The sequence below is a fragment of the Amycolatopsis panacis genome (assembly GCF_003600245.1).
In the GTDB taxonomy this organism is placed as follows: Bacteria; Actinomycetota; Actinomycetes; order Mycobacteriales; family Pseudonocardiaceae; genus Amycolatopsis; species Amycolatopsis sulphurea.
The window spans coordinates 1-16,538 of sequence record NZ_QZFV01000098.1 but is presented as its reverse complement, the minus strand read 5'-3'; the positions used below and the strand labels follow the sequence as shown (position 1 = coordinate 16,538).

13 protein-coding genes are annotated in these 16,538 nt (G+C 71.6%); 12 read left to right on the top strand and 1 reads right to left on the bottom strand.

The window, feature by feature from the left end:
- Window positions 1-28: 28 nt before the first annotated feature.
- Window positions 29-1,660, bottom strand: coding sequence for a Re/Si-specific NAD(P)(+) transhydrogenase subunit alpha (locus D5S19_RS20400; protein WP_233574057.1), 1,632 nt, complete (start codon window positions 1,658-1,660; stop codon window positions 29-31).
- Between the two features lie 758 nt (window positions 1,661-2,418).
- Between D5S19_RS20400 and D5S19_RS20395 the strand changes: the two genes are divergently transcribed.
- The 12 genes from D5S19_RS20395 to D5S19_RS20340 are packed head-to-tail and all read left to right on the top strand — an operon-like array spanning window position 2,419 to window position 16,431.
- A complete protein-coding gene (locus D5S19_RS20395; protein ID WP_233574056.1) occupies window positions 2,419-4,071 on the top strand; it encodes an ABC transporter substrate-binding protein in 1,653 nt (550 codons plus the stop codon).
- On the top strand, window positions 4,050-5,057 hold the full coding sequence (locus D5S19_RS20390; RefSeq protein WP_233574055.1) for an ABC transporter permease: 1,008 nt from the start codon (window positions 4,050-4,052) through the stop codon (window positions 5,055-5,057). Before D5S19_RS20395 ends, D5S19_RS20390 begins: the two co-directional genes overlap by 22 nt.
- The gene (locus D5S19_RS20385) at window positions 5,054-5,911 is read left to right on the top strand and encodes an ABC transporter permease (protein WP_120024965.1); all 858 of its coding nucleotides are present in this window, start codon (window positions 5,054-5,056) and stop codon (window positions 5,909-5,911) included. The genes D5S19_RS20390 and D5S19_RS20385 overlap by 4 nt, the downstream gene beginning before the upstream one ends.
- Complete coding sequence (locus D5S19_RS20380) at window positions 5,908-7,581, top strand: dipeptide ABC transporter ATP-binding protein (protein ID WP_120024964.1); 1,674 nt, start codon at window positions 5,908-5,910, stop codon at window positions 7,579-7,581. The genes D5S19_RS20385 and D5S19_RS20380 overlap by 4 nt, the downstream gene beginning before the upstream one ends.
- 10 nt (window positions 7,582-7,591) lie before the next feature.
- Complete coding sequence (locus D5S19_RS20375) at window positions 7,592-8,839, top strand: LLM class flavin-dependent oxidoreductase (RefSeq protein ID WP_120024963.1); 1,248 nt, start codon at window positions 7,592-7,594, stop codon at window positions 8,837-8,839.
- Complete coding sequence (locus D5S19_RS20370) at window positions 8,836-9,705, top strand: LLM class flavin-dependent oxidoreductase (RefSeq protein ID WP_120024962.1); 870 nt, start codon at window positions 8,836-8,838, stop codon at window positions 9,703-9,705. Before D5S19_RS20375 ends, D5S19_RS20370 begins: the two co-directional genes overlap by 4 nt.
- The gene (locus D5S19_RS20365; RefSeq protein ID WP_120024961.1) at window positions 9,702-10,883 is read left to right on the top strand and encodes an acyl-CoA dehydrogenase family protein; all 1,182 of its coding nucleotides are present in this window, start codon (window positions 9,702-9,704) and stop codon (window positions 10,881-10,883) included. Before D5S19_RS20370 ends, D5S19_RS20365 begins: the two co-directional genes overlap by 4 nt.
- A gap of 17 nt (window positions 10,884-10,900) precedes the next feature.
- Window positions 10,901-11,926 (top strand): aldo/keto reductase, encoded by a 1,026-nt coding sequence (locus D5S19_RS20360; RefSeq protein ID WP_120024960.1) that lies wholly within the window; start codon window positions 10,901-10,903, stop codon window positions 11,924-11,926.
- Between the two features lie 17 nt (window positions 11,927-11,943).
- On the top strand, window positions 11,944-12,963 hold the full coding sequence (locus tag D5S19_RS20355; protein WP_120024959.1) for an aldo/keto reductase: 1,020 nt from the start codon (window positions 11,944-11,946) through the stop codon (window positions 12,961-12,963).
- Window positions 12,960-14,024, top strand: a complete 1,065-nt coding sequence (locus D5S19_RS20350; protein ID WP_120024958.1) for an LLM class flavin-dependent oxidoreductase — start codon at window positions 12,960-12,962, stop codon at window positions 14,022-14,024. Before D5S19_RS20355 ends, D5S19_RS20350 begins: the two co-directional genes overlap by 4 nt.
- Window positions 14,025-14,029: 5 nt before the next feature.
- On the top strand, window positions 14,030-15,346 hold the full coding sequence (locus D5S19_RS20345) for an NtaA/DmoA family FMN-dependent monooxygenase (protein WP_199730610.1): 1,317 nt from the start codon (window positions 14,030-14,032) through the stop codon (window positions 15,344-15,346).
- Window positions 15,343-16,431, top strand: a complete 1,089-nt coding sequence (locus tag D5S19_RS20340) for an LLM class flavin-dependent oxidoreductase (RefSeq protein ID WP_120024956.1) — start codon at window positions 15,343-15,345, stop codon at window positions 16,429-16,431. The genes D5S19_RS20345 and D5S19_RS20340 overlap by 4 nt, the downstream gene beginning before the upstream one ends.
- Window positions 16,432-16,538: the final 107 nt, after the last annotated feature.

Below are 16,538 nucleotides of genomic sequence, written 5' to 3'. Positions count from 1 at the left end.
CAGTCTCGAACTTCCTGTTCAGGCGGATTCAGCTGGGGGAGAACATGGCCAGCATTCGCCGCGTGACAGCGAATCCGCCGAAGACGTTGATCGCCGCGAGCAGGATCGCCGCGGCCGACAGCCAGGTCACCACCGGGTTGCCGTGGCCCACCTGCACCAGGGCACCGACCACGATGATTCCCGAAATCGCGTTCGTCACCGACATCAACGGTGTGTGCAGCGCGTGGTGCACGTGCCCGATCACGTAGAACCCGATCACCACGGCCAGCGCGAACACCGTTAGGTGCCCCTGCAACGCCGCGGGTGAAGCGGCGACCAGCAGGAACAGCAGCACTCCCGCCACCCCGATCAGCCCGATCCGGGCCGCGGCCGGCACCGTCTTCTTCGGCTCCGGCTCGGCTGCCGCCGCCGGCTCGGCCGCCTTCGGCGCCGCCGAAACCTGCGCCGGCGGTGGCGGCCACAGCAGTTCCCCGTCGCGCACGACCGTCATCGACCGGATGACGACGTCTTCGAGATCGAACACCGGGGCGCCGTTCTTCTCCGGTGTCACCAGCTTCATGAGATTCACCAGGTTCGTGCCATAGAGCTGGGACGCCTGGGCCGGCAGCCGTCCGGCGAGGTCGGTGTAGCCGATGATCGTCACGCCGTTGCCGGTCGTGACCACCTGCCCGGCCACCGAACCCTCGACGTTTCCGCCGTTCGCCGCGGCCATGTCGACGATCACGCTGCCCGCCCGCATCGAGGCGACCATCTCGGCGGTGATGATCCGCGGCGCCGGGCGGCCGGGGATCAGCGCGGTCGTGATGATGATGTCGGTCTCGCGGCTTTGGTCGACGTAGAGCTGGGCCTCGCGCGCCTTGTAGTCGTCGCTCATCTCCTTGGCGTAGCCGGTCGAGGACACCGCGACGTCCGCCGCCTCGATCGACAGGTACTCCCCGCCCAGGGACTTGATCTGGTCGGCCACCTCCGGACGGGGATCGGTCGCGCGCACCACCGCACCCAGCGAGCCGGCCGCGCCGATCGCCGCGAGCCCGGCTACGCCCGCGCCCACGACCAGCACCTTCGCCGGCGGCACCTTCCCGGCGGCGGTCACCTGCCCGGTGAAGAACCGGCCGAAGGCGTGCGCGGCCTCGACGACCGCCCGGTACCCGGCGATGTTGGCCATCGAGGAGAGCACGTCCAGCGACTGCGCCCGCGAGATCCGCGGCACCGCGTCCATCGCCAGCGCGGTGATCGGCCGGCGCGCCAGGTCCGCGACCAGATCCTTGTTCAGCGCCGGGCTCAGCAGGCTGATCACGGTCGCGCCCGGCGCCATCGCGTCCAGCTGCGCAGCCGTCGGCGCGTTGACCCCGAACACGAGATCCGCCCCGGTCGCCTCCCCGATCGACGCGCCCGCTTCGGCGTACGCCTCGTCGGAAAAACTCGCCGCCACACCGGCGCCGGGTTCGACCACCACCCGGTAACCCAGCTTGAGCAGCTGGACCACCGTCGCAGGTGTCGCGGCTACCCGGGTCTCCCCCGGGACGGCCTCCTTCAGCACCCCGATGGCGCGTTCTTCGTCAGCCACGAAAACCTCCTCGTCGCCCGGCGCGACGGCCGGGTCCCTGCCTGTCTCCATCCTGGTGAACACGGGGGCGAACGCCACTGTGAACTCAGCCATCTCGATCGGTTACTCAATCGGTTCAGTTCCGCTGACCACGGGAATGTTCCCGCCGATCGGCGATACTGATCGTTCTCGGCTTCCGTTCAGCCCGGTTCGGTTCGAGGCCACTCTCGCACAGCCGCACGGCACGATCAGCCGATCATTCGTCCTTTGTGGATGGTAACGCGGGCGGCTCGGCAACCTGCCACAACAGGCCCGGCCGGGCTGTGAAGGGTCCCTTGACGGTCTCTGAGGCTGTGAAGGGACCCTTCACAGCCTTCATCGCTCCTGAAAAGCGCGTATCACGGTGTCCACTCCGGACACTTGCGCGGCACCCGGCCGAGCCGGCCGGCACGTTCGGGCGCCACGCAGGCCCGGCCCGCAAGGCTGTGAAGGGACCCTTCACAGCCATGCAGTCCGTGAAGGTGCCCTTCACGGACTCGTGCGGCAGGGCACAAAAGGGCGGTCGTCCCGGCTTCCGGGATTCCTTGGGTCTGCCCCGGACCCGACCTATAGTCCGGTTCGTGAGCAGGTCCTCTTCGATCCGGATGCGGCGGCAGGCGCCGCGCGGGATCTGCGCGTTCTGTCGCCGCTGAGCGAACCCCTTTCCCCCCGGATCCGTGCCCGCGCAGGCGAGGTGCGGGCCGCTGCTTCGACGTGCCCGTTGCCCGCCCGTGGCATCGGGGACGCCGCCGATCCCGAACGCGAGAGCAGACATGTCCGATCTTCGCAGTGTTGTCGAGAATTCCGTGCCCCCGCGGAGAAAATGGCCCTGGGTGGCCGCCGGCCTGGTGGCCGTCCTGATCGCCGCCGTCGTGGTCGCGCTGGTGCGCGGTGGGGGTGCCGATGCCGAGGCCGGCGCGAGCACCCCCGTGCGCGGTGGCACCCTCCGATTCGCGCTCATCGACTACCAGCGCAGCCCCGATCCGCAGTGGGGCACGAACTACGCCGAATCCCTCATCGGCAACAACATCACCGACAAGCTCACCTGGCAGGACCCCGCGACCGGGGCGATCACCCCGTGGCTCGCCCAGTCGTGGGAGTACACCAAGGATCTCACCGAGTTCACCTTCCATCTGCGTCCCGACGTGACCTTCAGCGACGGCACGCCGTTCAACGCCCAGGCCGTGAAGGCCAACTTCGACCAGTACGTGCACGGCGATCCGGCGCTCGGCATCCTGCCCAACGGGGCGCCGCTGCTGGCCGGGTATCAGGAGACGAAGGTCGTCGACGAGCACACCGTGACGGTGCGCTTTGCCAAGCCCAGCGCCAGTTTCCTGCAGGCATCGTCGTTCACGGCGAACGCGCAGCCGGGGTTTCTCTCCCTGTCGACGCTGAAGCTGAGCGCGCAGCAGCGGACCGACCCGAAGAAGATCATCGGCACCGGGCCGTTCGTGTACGAGTCCTGGGAGCCGCAGGTGAAGACCGTGCTGGCCCGGCGCCAGGGCTATCACTGGGCGCCGCCCGCGCTGCACCACGACGGTGAAGCCTATCTCGACAAGGTCGAGTTCAACACCGTCCCCGAGGCGAGCGTCCGCACCGGCTCGCTGGTCTCGGGCGCCATCGACGCCACCCTCGACGTCAGCACGACCGACGAGAAGCCGTTGGCGGATCAGGGTTTCCAGATCATCCACCGGGGCGTTTCGGGTACCGCGATCCACTTCGCCCTCAACGCCTCGCTCTTCCCCACCGACGATCTCGCGGTGCGCAAGGCGATCCAGCTCGGCTGGAACCGGCAGACGATCGAGAAGACCGTCCTCACCCCGTCGTACTCGATCGCCAAGTCGATCCTCGAACCGTCGGTGCCCGGCTACGCCGACTACAGCGGATCGGCGCTGAAGTACGACCCGGACCAGGCGAAGCGGCTGCTCGACCAGGCAGGCTGGGCGCCAGGTCCCGACGGCATCCGCGTCCGGGACGGCCGGAAGCTGACGGTGAAGCTGCTCGGCATCAACAACCTCGTGGCGAACAAGCCCGCCTACGAATCCGTCCAGCAGGATCTGCGCGCGATCGGCATCGACCTGCAGCTGACCGTGGTCCCCATTCCCGACTACGCGGCCCAGCAGGCCAAGGCGAAGGACAGCTGGAACGTCACCGCCGCCAACCGCTCGCGCAACGACCCCGCCGTGCTCAAACTTCAGTTCAGCCCCGCGAGCGGCAACACCTCGTACCTGTCGCAGGCGTCCCCCGGCGTGGACCTGAACGAGGTCACCAGCACGCTCGGCAAGCTGGAGACCACACTCGACCCGGCGCAGCGGGCGCAGTACACCAAGGCCGCGCAGGACCTGGTCGTGGACAAGTACGCGCTGGTCAACCCGGTCTACAACCCGTCACAGGTGATCGCGCAGGCGCAGTACGTGCACGGCATCCTCTTCGACGCCCAGTCGCGCAACCACTTCGTGGACGCGTGGAAGAGCGACGGGAAGTAAAGCCGGTGCTGCGCTACGTCCTGCTCAAGCTCGGGCGCGCGGTGTTCGTCGTGTGGGCGGCGTTCACCCTCACCTTCATCCTGTTGTTCGTGCTGCCCGCCAACCCGGTGGACCTGCTCTTCGACCCGGCCGAGCTCAACTCGGTACCGCCCGAGGTCCGCGCACAGGTGGCTGAGGGCTACGGGTTCGGCGAGCCCGTGGTGGTGCAGTATCTCGACCGGCTCGGGCACGCGCTGCGCGGCGACTTCGGCACGTCCGTCCAATCCGGACGATCGGTGAGCGGGTCGATCGCCGACGTGCTGCCGTACACGCTGCTGCTCGCCGCCGGGGCGCTCGTCCTCGCCGTGCTGATCGCGTTCGGCGTCGCCGTGGTGGCGACGTCGGCGCGGCGGCGGTGGCTGCGCACCCTGGTGGAGTCGCTGCCGACCGCGGCGGTGTCGATCCCGGTGTTCCTGTCGGGAATCCTGCTGCTGCAGGTGTTCTCCTTCCGGCTCGGCTGGCTCCCGCCGTTCGGCGACGCCGGGTGGCAGAGCCTGGTGCTGCCGCTGGTCACGCTCGCCGTCCCGGTCGCCGGGCCGATCGCGCAACTGCTGGTGCGGTCGTTCGCGACCGAGTTCCGGGCGGGGTATGTCACCACGGGCCGGGCCAAGGGCGCCACGCGCGGGCGCATCCTCACCGGGGAGGTGTTCCGCAACGCGAGCCTGCCCGCGCTCACCATCGCCGGGGTCACGTTCGGCAACCTCGTCGCCGGTTCGGTGATCACGGAGACGGTGTTCGCGCGCAAGGGGCTGGGCCGGATGACGCAGAACGCGATCAGCACCCTGGATCTGCCGCTGGTGCAAGGGATCGTCGTGTTCGTCGCCGCGTCGTTCGCCGTGCTCAACCTCGTCGTCGACCTCGCCTACCCGCTGCTGGATCCACGGCTGCGGGCCGCGCTCACCACCGGCCGGACCACGGCCGTGGCGGCGGAGAGGAGCATCGCATGACCGTCGCGGCCCTGCCCGGGGCGCGCCGCCCGGCCGTCCTCGCCCGCCTCGCGGGCCTCGCCCGCACGCCGAGCCTGGTGCTGGCGTGGGTGATCGTGCTGATCGCGATCGGCTGGGCGCTGTTCCCGGCGCTGTTCACCGCCTACAGCCCGATCGTCGGCAACCCCGATGCGGGGTTCGCCGCGCCGGGCGCCGCGCACTGGTTCGGCACGGACCGGCTCGGCCGGGACCTGTTCGCCCGCAGCGTCTACGGCGCGGGCACCACGCTCACCGCCACGCTGTTCGCCGTCCTGACCGGGTTCGGGTTCGGCTCGCTGATCGGGCTGGCCGCCGGATTCACCGGGGGCTGGGCGGACACCGTCATCATGCGCGTGGCCGACGTGTTCCTCGCGATCCCGAACCTGCTGCTGGCCATGGTCCTGGTGTCGGTGCTCGGCTACTCGACGAACAACATCGCGCTCGCGGTCGGGATCTCGTCGATCGCCTCGTTCGCGCGGGTGATGCGTGCGGAGGTGCTCGCGGTGTCCGCCCGCGACTACGTCCGCGCGGCATACGGGCTCGGCGTGCGGCGGTGGGGTGTGGTCCTGCGCCACATCGTGCCGAACGCGGTCAGCCCGGTGCTGGCACTCGCCGCGCTGGAGATCGGCAGCGCGATCCTCGCCGTGGCCGGGCTCGGTTTCCTCGGCTACGGCGCGCCGCCGCCGACGCCCGAGTGGGGTCTGCTCGTGGCGGAGGGCCGGGACTACGTGGCCGTGCATCCGTGGATCTCGCTGCTGCCGGGCGCCGCGCTCGCGGCGGTCGTGCTCGCCGCGCACCGCATCAGCACCTCGTTCAGGAAGGACCACGGCCGATGACTCTCACCTCAGCCGAAGCGGCCGCGACCGCCGCGGCGGAACCCGACGAGCCGCTGCTGCGGATCAGTGGCCTCACCGTGGACTACCCGGCCGCGCGCCGTGTCCGGATCACGGCGGTGGACGATGTCACGCTGCACGTCGAGCCCGGCGAATTCGTCGCGCTGGTCGGCGAGTCCGGATCCGGCAAGACGACCGTCGTGCAGAGCGCGCTCGGCTTGCTGCCGGACAGCGCGCGGGTGCGGGCCGGGTCGATCGCCTACACCGGCGTCGACGTGACCGGGTGGGACGACCGCCGGATGGCGCTGGTGCGCGGGAACTACGTCGGGTTCGTGCCGCAGGACCCGAACACCTCGCTCAACCCGGCGAAGAAGATCGGCAGGCAGGTCGTGGAGGCGGTGCGGTTCAACGCACCGGGCAGGCAGTCCGCCGCGCGGCACCGCGAAGCGGCGCTGGAGAGCCTGCGCCACGCCGGGCTCGACGACGCCGAGCGCGTGGCCGGGCAGTACCCGCACGAGCTGTCCGGCGGGATGAAGCAGCGGGCGCTGATCGCGATCGCGCTGGCCGGGAAGCCACAGCTGATCGTCGCGGACGAGCCGACGTCGGCCCTTGACGTGACGGTGCAGAAGGTCATCCTGGATCACCTCGCCCGGCTGCGTACGGAGCTGGGCATCGGCATCCTGCTGGTCACGCACGACCTGGGAGTCGCACTCGACCGGGCGGACCGGATCGTGGTCATGCAGGGCGGGCGGATCGTCGAGGACGGCCCCGTCGACCGGCTGCTGGAGCACCCGGCGCACAAGTACACGCGGCAGCTGCTCGACGCCGCACCGGCCCGGCACGGCGAGCGGCTGGAGCCCTCGTCCGGGCCGCGTCCTGATCCCGGAGCGGCACCGGCCGCGATGCGCGCCGAAGGGCTGGCCAAGACCTACCGGCTCCGCGGCGCACAGCGGGAGCTGCGGGCGCTCGACGGCGTGGACCTGGTGGTACGGGAGGGCACCACACACGCGATCGTCGGCGAGTCCGGTGCGGGCAAGTCGACGCTCGCGGGCATTCTCGCCGCGTTCACCACGGCGGACCGGGGCACCGCCCACCTCGGTGACCGGGTGCTGACCGGGCTGCGCCGCCGCGAGCTGCGCGAGGCGCGGCGGGAGCTGCAGTTCGTGTTCCAGAACCCGTTCACCTCGCTCGACCCGCGCTTCACCGTGCGGCGGCTGATCGCCGAACCGTTGCGCGCCTTCGGCTTGGCCGGCGACGAGCGGAAGCGGGTCGTGGAGCTGCTGCACGCGGTCGCGCTCGACGAGAGCCACCTCGACCGGCTGCCGGGACAGCTCTCCGGCGGGCAGCGGCAGCGGGTCGCGATCGCCCGTGCCCTCGCGCCGGACCCGCGGGTGCTGGTGCTCGACGAGGCCGTGAGTGCGCTGGACGTGGTGGCGCAGGGCCAGATCCTGCAGCTGCTCGTCGATCTGCAGGCCGAATTCGGGCTGAGCTACGTGTTCGTCACCCACGACCTCGGCGTGGTCCGGCTGATCGCCCACGACGTCACGGTGATGAAGGACGGCGCCGTGGTCGAGACCGGTCCCGCCGGGCGGATCCTGAGTTCCCCCGGGCACGACTACACCCGCAGCCTCCTGGCCGCTGTTCCCGGGGCGGTCCTCGCCCCCGCACCCTGAGGAGAACCGGATGTCCCGTCAGCTGCACCTCAACGTCAACATCCTCAACGCCGGCGTGTTCGGCGGGTCGTGGCGCTTCCCCGGCACGGACCCGACCGCCGCGTACCGGATCGAGCACTACACCGACATCGCGAAGAAGGCCGAGCAAGCCCGGCTCGACGCCGTGTTCCTCGCCGACGGCCCCTCGCTGGACCCCAACGCCGAACACCGCACCGGCAACAACTTCGAGCCCACCACCGTCCTGGCGCGGATCGCCGCGCAGACCGAGCGGATCGGCCTCATCGGCACGCTGTCCTCGACCTACAACGACGCGGACGAGCTGGCCCGGCGGCTCGGCGATCTCGACCACATCTCCGGCGGGCGGTTCGGCTGGAACGTCGTGACCACCGCCGGGTCCGCGGCGGCGCGCAACTTCGGCCGCGCCGGGGAACCCGAGCACAGCACCCGGTACCGGCGGGCGGCGGCGTTCACCGGGCAGGTGGTGCAGGCGTGGGCGGCGCGCACGCGCCACGCCTCGCCGCAGGGGCGGCCCGTGATCGTGCAGGCGGGTGGCTCAAGCGACGGGCGTGAGCTGGCCTCGAAGGTGGCCGAGGTGGTCTTCTCCGCCGACCAGGACATGGAGCAGGCGCGGGCGTTCCGCATCGCGATCCGCGCCGGAGCCCTCCGCCACGGCCGGGAACCCGACGCGGTCGTGATCCTCCCCGGACTGTCCACTGTGGTCGGAGGCACCGAGGCGGAGGCCAAGGCACGCCGGGAACTTCTCGACGACCTCCTGCCCGACGCCTACGGCCGCGGCCGGCTCGCCGGGCAGCTGGGGATCTCCCTCGACGGCCTGCGCGACGACGAGCCGATCCCGCGCGAACTGCTGGTGCCACCGGACGAAGCCGGCGGGTCACAAACGTTCTACCGCTTGGTCAAGCACATCATCGACAGCGAGAACCCGACGCTCGGCGCGTTGCTCAAGCGCCTTTCCGGCGGGGGCGGGCACCGGATCGTGACCGGCACGCCGGAGCAGATCGCCGACGACATCGAGACCTGGTTCCGCGCGGGCGCGGCCGACGGGTTCAACGTGATGCCCGATGTCCTGCCGTCCGGGTTCGACGACTTCGCCGGCCAGGTGGTGCCGGAGCTGCAGCGGCGCGGCCTGTTCCGCACCGACTACACGGGCACCACGCTGCGCGAGCACCTCGGCCTGGCCGTCCCCTCCCCCGAGCCCGCGCGGATCCCCCAGGCCCGCGCGGCGGTGGTGGCCCGATGAGTACGCACGTCCAGCTCTCACTGCGGGTCGGCACCGCGGACGGAGTTTCCCTGGCCGAGGCGGTCGCGCTGACGGATCTGGCGGTGGAGTCCGGCGTCACCGCGATCCGGCTGGCCGACACCGGTGCGCTCGACCCGACCGTCGTCGCGTCCTACCTCGCCGGACGACACCCCGGGATCGGGTATCTCGCGGAAGTCCCGACGACCGGCAACGCGCCGTACAACGTCGCGCGCCGGATCCTGTCGCTCGACCGCGCCACCGGCGGCCGGGCAGGGATCGTGCTGCTCGCTGGGAACGGTGACGAGGTCAGCGAAGCCACTGTGCCCGATCCCACCGCTGCCGACCCAGTACAGCGGTGGATCGAATACGCAGAAGTGCTGACCCGGCTGTGGGAGTCGTTCCCGCGCGAAGCGCTGATCGGCGACCGCGAAGCCGCGCTGGTGGTGGATACCGCGCTGGTCGAGCCGATCGGCCACGAGGGCGCGTTCTACCGGGTCGGCGGGCCGCTCGACGGGCCTTCGTCGGTGCAGGGACGGCCGCTGGTGGCAGCGGATCTCGGCGCGCTGACACCGGAAGCGGTCGCAGCATCGGCAGACGTGCTGGTGACCGACGAGGCCGAGGGCGCGGACGCCAGGGTGACCGAGGCGCTGCACCGTGTGGGCCGCACTCGCGCGGAAGTCGCGCTGCTGGGCCGGATCACGCCCGGGACCGATCCCCGCGCCTGGATCGCCGAGCACCGGCTGGACGGCGTGGAACTGGTCCCGGAAGGCGGTGCGGACGCCGCCGCGGCCCTGCTGCGGGACTGGGCCGGGCCGCGGCCGGACGCCGAGACTCTGCGCGCGGGCTTCGGGCTGGTGCCCGCGTGACCGCCGAGCTGATCTCCGCCGGCTACTCCGTGGCCGGGATCCGGGAGGCCATCGCGCCGGTACTCGCCCGGCTCGCCGCCGCTGCGGCGGAGCGGGAGCGGACCCGCACCTACGCCTTCGACGACGTCCGCGACCTGGCCGGGCACCGGATCGGGCTGCTCGGGATCGCGGCCGCCGACGGTGGTGCGGGCGGCTCGCTGCGCGAGGTCGCCGAGCTGATCGTGGCGCTCGCGCGCGCGGATTCCAATGTGGCGCAGGCATTGCGGCCGACGTTCCTGATCGCCGAACGGGCGCGTCGGCCGGACTTCCCGCACCGCGAGCGGGTTCTGCAACGGCTGCGCGAGGGCGACCTGTTCGCGGGCAGCGGCAACGAACGCACCGGCGGCGCCAGCGGCTCGGTGCACGCGACAATCCGCCGCGACGGGGACGAATACGTGGTCAACGGCGAGAAGTTCTACTCGACCGGTGGCCTGTACGCGACGTGGTTCAGCACTTCAGCCACCGGCGAGGACGGGACCGTGGTCGGCTTCACCGTGCCGTTCGACCGCGAAGGCGTGCACCGGCTCGACGACTTCGACGCGGTCGGCCAGCGCCTCACCGCCAGCGGGACCACCCGGCTGGTCGACGTGCGGGTGCGCCCCGACGAGCTGACCCCGCCGGACGCGCAGCCGGCCACCCCGTGGCGCGGGTCGTTCGCGCAGCTGTACCTCGCGGCGGTCCAGGCGGGGATCGCGGCTGCGGCGCTCGACGATGCCGTGCGGTTCGTCCGGGCCAAAGCACGGCCTATCAAGCACAGCACGGCCACGCACAGCGTCGACGACCCGTACGTGCGCGAGACCGTGGGCCGGATCGGGGCGCACGCCCAGGCGGCGCGGTCCGCGGTGCTGGTCGCGGCGGAGGTGCTGGAGTCCGCGGCCGACGGTGACCGGGCCGTGGCCGCGGAAGCCGCGGTGACCGTGGCGCAGACCGGGGTGATCGCGATCGAGGCGGCGTTCCGTGCCGCGGAGCTGCTGTTCGACGTCGGCGGCGGCTCGGCGACCGATCGCGGTCTCGGTTTCGACCGGCACTGGCGCAACGCGCGGACCGTCGCCAACCACAACCCGCGGCAGTGGAAGGCCGCGGTGGCCGGGGCGTTCCACCTGACCGGCGAGGACCCGCCGACCACCGGACTGTTCTGAGATCACGAGGAGCCACGATGACCACCGACTCGGGGCGGGTGCTCGGCCGCACCGGCGTGCCGATCACCCCGCTGACCCTCGGCACGATGAATTTCGGCCGCTGGCAAGAAGAAGACGAGAGCATCCGGATCATCCACGCGGCGCTGGACGCCGGCGTCACGTCGCTCGACACCGCCGACGTCTACGGCCAGGGCCGCAGCGAGGAGATCGTCGGTAGGGCGCTGCGCGGCCGCCGTGACGAAGTGTTCGTCGCGACGAAGTTCCACGGCCGCCTCGGCGACGACCCGCGCCACGCGGGCAGCTCGCGGTACTGGATCCTGCGTGCCGCCGAGGACAGCCTGCGCCGGCTCGGCACCGACCACCTGGACCTCTACCAGGCGCACCGGCCGGATCCGCGCACCGACCTGCTGGAGACCCTGCAGACGTTGAGCGATCTGGTGCGCCAGGGCAAGATCCGCTACTACGGCACGTCGGCCTTCCCCGCGCACCGGCTCGTGGAAGCCCAGTGGCTGGCCGAAAAACACGGCCTCATCGCACCGCACACCGAGCAGCTGCCGTACTCGCCGCTCGTGCGCGGCGCGGAACGCGAGGTGCTGCCCGTGGCGCGGAAGTACGGCATCGGTGTGCTGAGTTACGGGCCGCTGGCCGCCGGATGGCTGTCCGGGAAGTACCGTCTCGGCGGAGGGCAGCCGGAGTCCGCCCGCGCCGATCTCGTGCCCGGGCGGTTCGATGTGGGCCTGGACCGCAACCACCGCAAGCTCGTCGCCGCGGACGCCCTCGCCGGGCTCGCCGAGGCGCACGGTCTGTCCCTTGTGGACCTTTCGGTCGGGTTCGCGCTGAGTCACCCCGCGGTGAGCAGCGTCATCATCGGCCCGCGCACCCAAGAGCACCTCGATGCCTATCTCAAGGCCGCGACCACCGAACTGGGCACCGAAGTTCTCGACCGGATCGACGAGATCGTCGACCCCGGCACCCAGTTCCTCGAACGGGACACCGGGCAGGACACGCCCGCCCTGCAGCCCGCCGCGCGCCGTAACCCTTGACCGGAAAGGAAACCCCCGTGAGCACCCCCCTCCACACGCCCGCCGCGGACCGCTACGAACACCTGCCCTACCGTCGCGCCGGCCGGTCCGGGCTCGACCTGCCCGCGTTCTCCTTCGGGCTGTGGCAGAAGTTCGGCCCGGACCACAGCTACGAGAAGCGCCGCGAGATCGTGCTGCACGCGTTCGACCTCGGCATCACGCACTTCGACAACGCCGACCGCTACGGCCCGCCCCCGCGTGGTGCGCAGAAGTTCTTCGGCCGGGTGCTGGCGCGCGACCTCGCGCCGCACCGGGACGAGCTGATCCTCTCCACCAAGGCGGGCAATCCGATCGGCGCGAGCCCGTACCAGAAGGGCGCGTCGCGGAAGTCGCTGCTGGCGTCACTGGACCACAGCCTGCGCGATCTCGGCACAGACTATGTCGATGTGTTCTACAGCCACAGCCCGGACCTGAGCACACCCCTCGAAGAGACGGTCGGCGCACTGGTGAGCGCGGTACAGCAGGGCAAGGCGCTGTACGCCGGGATCTCGAACTACCTGCCCGACCGGGCGGGTGAGGTCGCGACGCTGCTGCGCGAGGCGGGCGTGCCGCTGCTGCTGCACCAGCCGCGGTACTCGATCTTCGACCGCCGTCCCGAGCGCAACGGCCTGCTGGAGCTGGCCGCCGAGGAGGGTTTCGGCGTGATCGTCTACTCGCCGCTCGCGCAGGGCCTGCTGACCGACAAGTACCTGGCCGACATTCCCGAGGGAGCCCGGGCGCAGGCGAGCGCGTTCCTCTCCCCCGACGTCATCGACGCCACCTACCGTGAGCGTGCGGCCGCGCTGAACAAGCTGGCCGGGGAACGCGGGCAGTCGCTCGCGCAGCTGGCGCTGCAGTGGGTGCTGCGCCGGCCGGAGGTGACGTCCGCGCTCATCGGCGCGAGCAGCACCGGGCAGCTCGACCACAACCTGCGGGCACTGGACTTCGCGCCGCTGACCGGCGAGGAGCTGGCCTTGATCGACGAGCACGGCGTGCACGGCACGGGGCTGAAGCTGTGACCGCGCCGATCGGCGCCGGGCTGGGGGACGGGCGCCCGTTCCGGCTGAACTTCCTGCTGCACCTGGACACCGACGTGCCGCCCGCGCGGGCATACCGGCAGGCGGTGGCGCTGTTCACGGCCGCGGAGGAGCTGGGCTACGACTCCGGCTGGGTGATCCAGCGGCACTTCCGGCAGGGCAAGGAGCACGTGTCGGCTCCCCTGGTGGTGCTCGCCGCGATAGCGCAGCACACGGACCGGATCGGCCTCGGCACCGGCGTGCTCGTGCTGCCGCTGGAGGATCCGCTACGGGTCGCCGAAGACGCGGCCACGCTCGACGCGCTCAGCGCGGGGCGGCTCGAACTGGGCGTCGGGTCGGGACCGTTCCCCGGGGCGTGGGAGGCGTTCGGGCAGGACCTGGGCGATCGGCACACGCTGTTCGACGCGTCCGTAGCGCGTCTGCACGAGGTGCTGGAAGGCAAGGCGCTCAACGACTCCGGCGAGGTGCTGCACCCACCGGGCACGGGCGTGCGGCACCGGTTGTGGCAGGCGACCACGAGCGCCCCGGACCACGCGCACCGTGCTGCAGCCGCCGCCGCACGGGCCGGGGACGGGCTGCAACTGTCCCGCGCGACCGCGTGGAGCGGCTCGACCGTGGCCGAGGCCCAGCGCGCGCAAGCCGAGTGGATCGCCACGTACCGCGAAGCGTGGACCGAGCCGGACCGTGCGCCTCGCGTGCAGGTCTCGCGCGCGGTCTACCCGCACCCGGACCGCGCGGTCGCGCGCGAACTGGTCACCCCGGGCGTGCGGCGGTGGCAGAGCTGGCAGTCGCACCGGCGGGACGCGACGGCGCTCGGCGTCGACGACTACCTCGCCGCCGACCACGCGCTGATCGGGCCGCCGGACGACCTGGCAGCCGAGCTGACCCGTGATCCGGCGCTGCGGCACGCCACGGACCTGCTGGTCAGCTTCGTGCCCGGCGTGCCGGACTTCGACGAGCACCTGCGGCTGCTGACCGACACGGCACGGCAGCTCGCCCCGGCGCTCGGCTGGCGGCCCGCGGCCGAGGCGGTCCCGTCGTGAGCCGGATGCACCTGAACCTGTCGCTGATGACACCTGGCCACTTTCGCCACGCGTGGCGGCTCCCCCACGCGGATCCGCTGGCATACCTGGACATCGACCACTTCCAGCGGCTCGCGCGGATCGCCGAGGCCGCGAAGATCGACGCCGTGTTCCTCGGCGACGGCCCCGCGCTGCGCGGGGAGATCGAGGACGCACCGGGCACCGGGCTGGACCCGTTGGTACTGCTGGGAAATCTCGCTGCGGTCACCACGCACCTAGGGGTGATCGCGACCAGTTCGACAACGTACAACTCCCCGTACAACTTCGCGCGCCGGTTCCAGGCGCTCGATCACGTGACGAAGGGCCGCGCGGCGGTCAACGTCGTCACCACCGGCACCCCCGCCGCGGCGGCGAATTTCGGCCTCGCCGAACACCCGGCCAAGGCGGACCGGTACCGGCGGGCGCACGAATTCCTCGACGTGGTCACCCGGCTGTGGGACGGCTGGGAACCCGGTGCCGTCGTCGCGGACAAGACCACCGGCCGTTACGCCGATCCCGCGCGGATCCACCGGATCGACCACCACGGCGAGTTCTTCTCCGTCGCCGGCCCGCTGCCGGTCGGCGCCGGTCCCCAGGGGCGGCCGGTGATCGTGCAGGCGGGCGGCTCCGAGGACGGCCGGGACCTCGCCGCCCGGTTCGCCGACGTCGTGTTCACCGTCGCGCAGACCCTCGACGGCGCGGTCGCCTTCCGCGAGGACATCCGGCGGCGGGCCGCGCGCGCGGGCCGGGATCCCGGCGACGTCAAGGTTTCCCTCGGGGTCGTCGTCCTCACCGCGGCCACCGAAGGCGAGGCACGGCGCCGGGAGCGGGAGCTGCACGCGACGTTGCCGATCGACCGGCTCTCGGCCGTGCTGCTGGGCAATCTCGGCCTGTCCACGGAGGATTTCGGCCCGGACGACCCGATCACCGCCGCCGACCTGCCGGACGCGGTGCCCGGCGGCGCGTTCTCCACCGGGTTCGCCACCGCCGTCCGCGCGCTGATCGCGCAGCGCCCGCAGACCGCCGGTGAACTGGTCCGCAACAGCGCCGGGGGCGCCGGGCACCGGCTGCTCACCGGGTCCGCCGCCGCGGTCGCGGACGACCTGCGGGCGTGGTTCGAGGCCGGCGCCGCGGACGGGTTCACGGTGATGCCCGCGGACACCGCGGCCGACTTCGCGAACTTCGCCCGGCTCGTCGTGCCGATCCTGCAGGACCGCGGTCTGTTCCAGGCCGAGTACCACGATCCCACCCTGCGCGGCCGTCTCGGTCTCGCACCCGCCCGACCGATCGGAGTCCTGCCGTGAGCGAGCAGTTCCTGTGGTACATCCCGAATCAGGCCGAACCGGGGCACCGCGGTGACGACACCGTCGAGGGCCACAACAGCCTCGCCACGCTGACCGGTCACGCGCTGGCCCTCGAAGACCACGGCTGGGACGGCGCGCTCCTCGGCGCCGGATGGGGCCGTCCGGACACCTTCACCCTCGCCACCGCGCTCGCCGCGCGGACCACGAGATTCCAGCCGCTCATCGCGATCCGCCCGGGCTACTGGCGGCCCGCGAACTTCGCCGCCGCGGCCGCCACCCTCGACCACCTCACCGGCGGGCGGGTCCTGGTGAACATCGTGTCCGGCCCGGACAACCTCGCCGCCTACGGCGACACCGAAGGCGACCAGGCACACCGTTACGGGCGCACCAAGGAGTTCCTGCAGATCGTCCGTCGCTTGTGGACGGAGGAGAACGTCACCTACAGTGGTGAGCACTTCTCCGTCACCGGTTCGACGGTCACGCCCCGCATCGTGGTCCGCGGCGAACGACGCCACCCGCGCCTGTATTTCGGCGGCGCGTCCCCCGCGGCCGAACGCGTCGCCGCGACCGAGGCCGACGTCCAGCTGTTCTGGGGCGAACCCCTCGACGGCATCGCCGAACGCATCGACCGGTTACGCGAGCTGAGCACCCGGCTGGAACGCCGCCACGCGCCACTGGAGTTCGGCCTCCGCATCACGACGGTGGTCCGCGACACGACCGCGCACGCGTGGGCCGACGCGGAGGCGAAGGTCGCGGCGATGGCGAACGGCAAGCTCGCCCGCGACCCCCTCCGCCGCGCCGCCACGGGCCAGCAACGCCTCCTCGATCTGGCCGCCCGTGGCGAAGTCCTGGACGACAATCTGTACACGACCCCGGGCAAATACGGCGGAGGCGGCGCGGCGACGACCTGGCTCGTCGGAACGGCCGGGGAAGTGGCGAAGTCGCTGCGGAAATACCGCGAACTCGGGGTGACGCATTTCGTGCTGTCGGACACGCCGTACCTGCCGGAGATCCGGCGGCAGGGCTCGGAACTGCTGCCGCTGCTGCGGGAACGCCCGGCTTTCGTGCCCGGTGAAGGGCTGTGAAGGGACCCTTCACAGACTCAGAGTCCGTGAAGGGTCCCTTCACGGACCTCTACACCGACTTTGCCGGAACCCTGGACTCCGAGGCCGTGAAGGGAACCTTCACAGCC

Coding starts and splice junctions, on each gene's coding strand:
- D5S19_RS20400 (WP_233574057.1), bottom strand. CDS start 1,660: ATGGCTGAGTTCACAGTGGCGTTCGCCCCCGTGTTCACCAGGATGGAG.
- D5S19_RS20385 (WP_120024965.1), top strand. CDS start 5,054: ATGACCGTCGCGGCCCTGCCCGGGGCGCGCCGCCCGGCCGTCCTCGCC.
- D5S19_RS20380 (WP_120024964.1), top strand. CDS start 5,908: ATGACTCTCACCTCAGCCGAAGCGGCCGCGACCGCCGCGGCGGAACCC.
- D5S19_RS20375 (WP_120024963.1), top strand. CDS start 7,592: ATGTCCCGTCAGCTGCACCTCAACGTCAACATCCTCAACGCCGGCGTG.
- D5S19_RS20370 (WP_120024962.1), top strand. CDS start 8,836: ATGAGTACGCACGTCCAGCTCTCACTGCGGGTCGGCACCGCGGACGGA.
- D5S19_RS20360 (WP_120024960.1), top strand. CDS start 10,901: ATGACCACCGACTCGGGGCGGGTGCTCGGCCGCACCGGCGTGCCGATC.
- D5S19_RS20345 (WP_199730610.1), top strand. CDS start 14,030: ATGCACCTGAACCTGTCGCTGATGACACCTGGCCACTTTCGCCACGCG.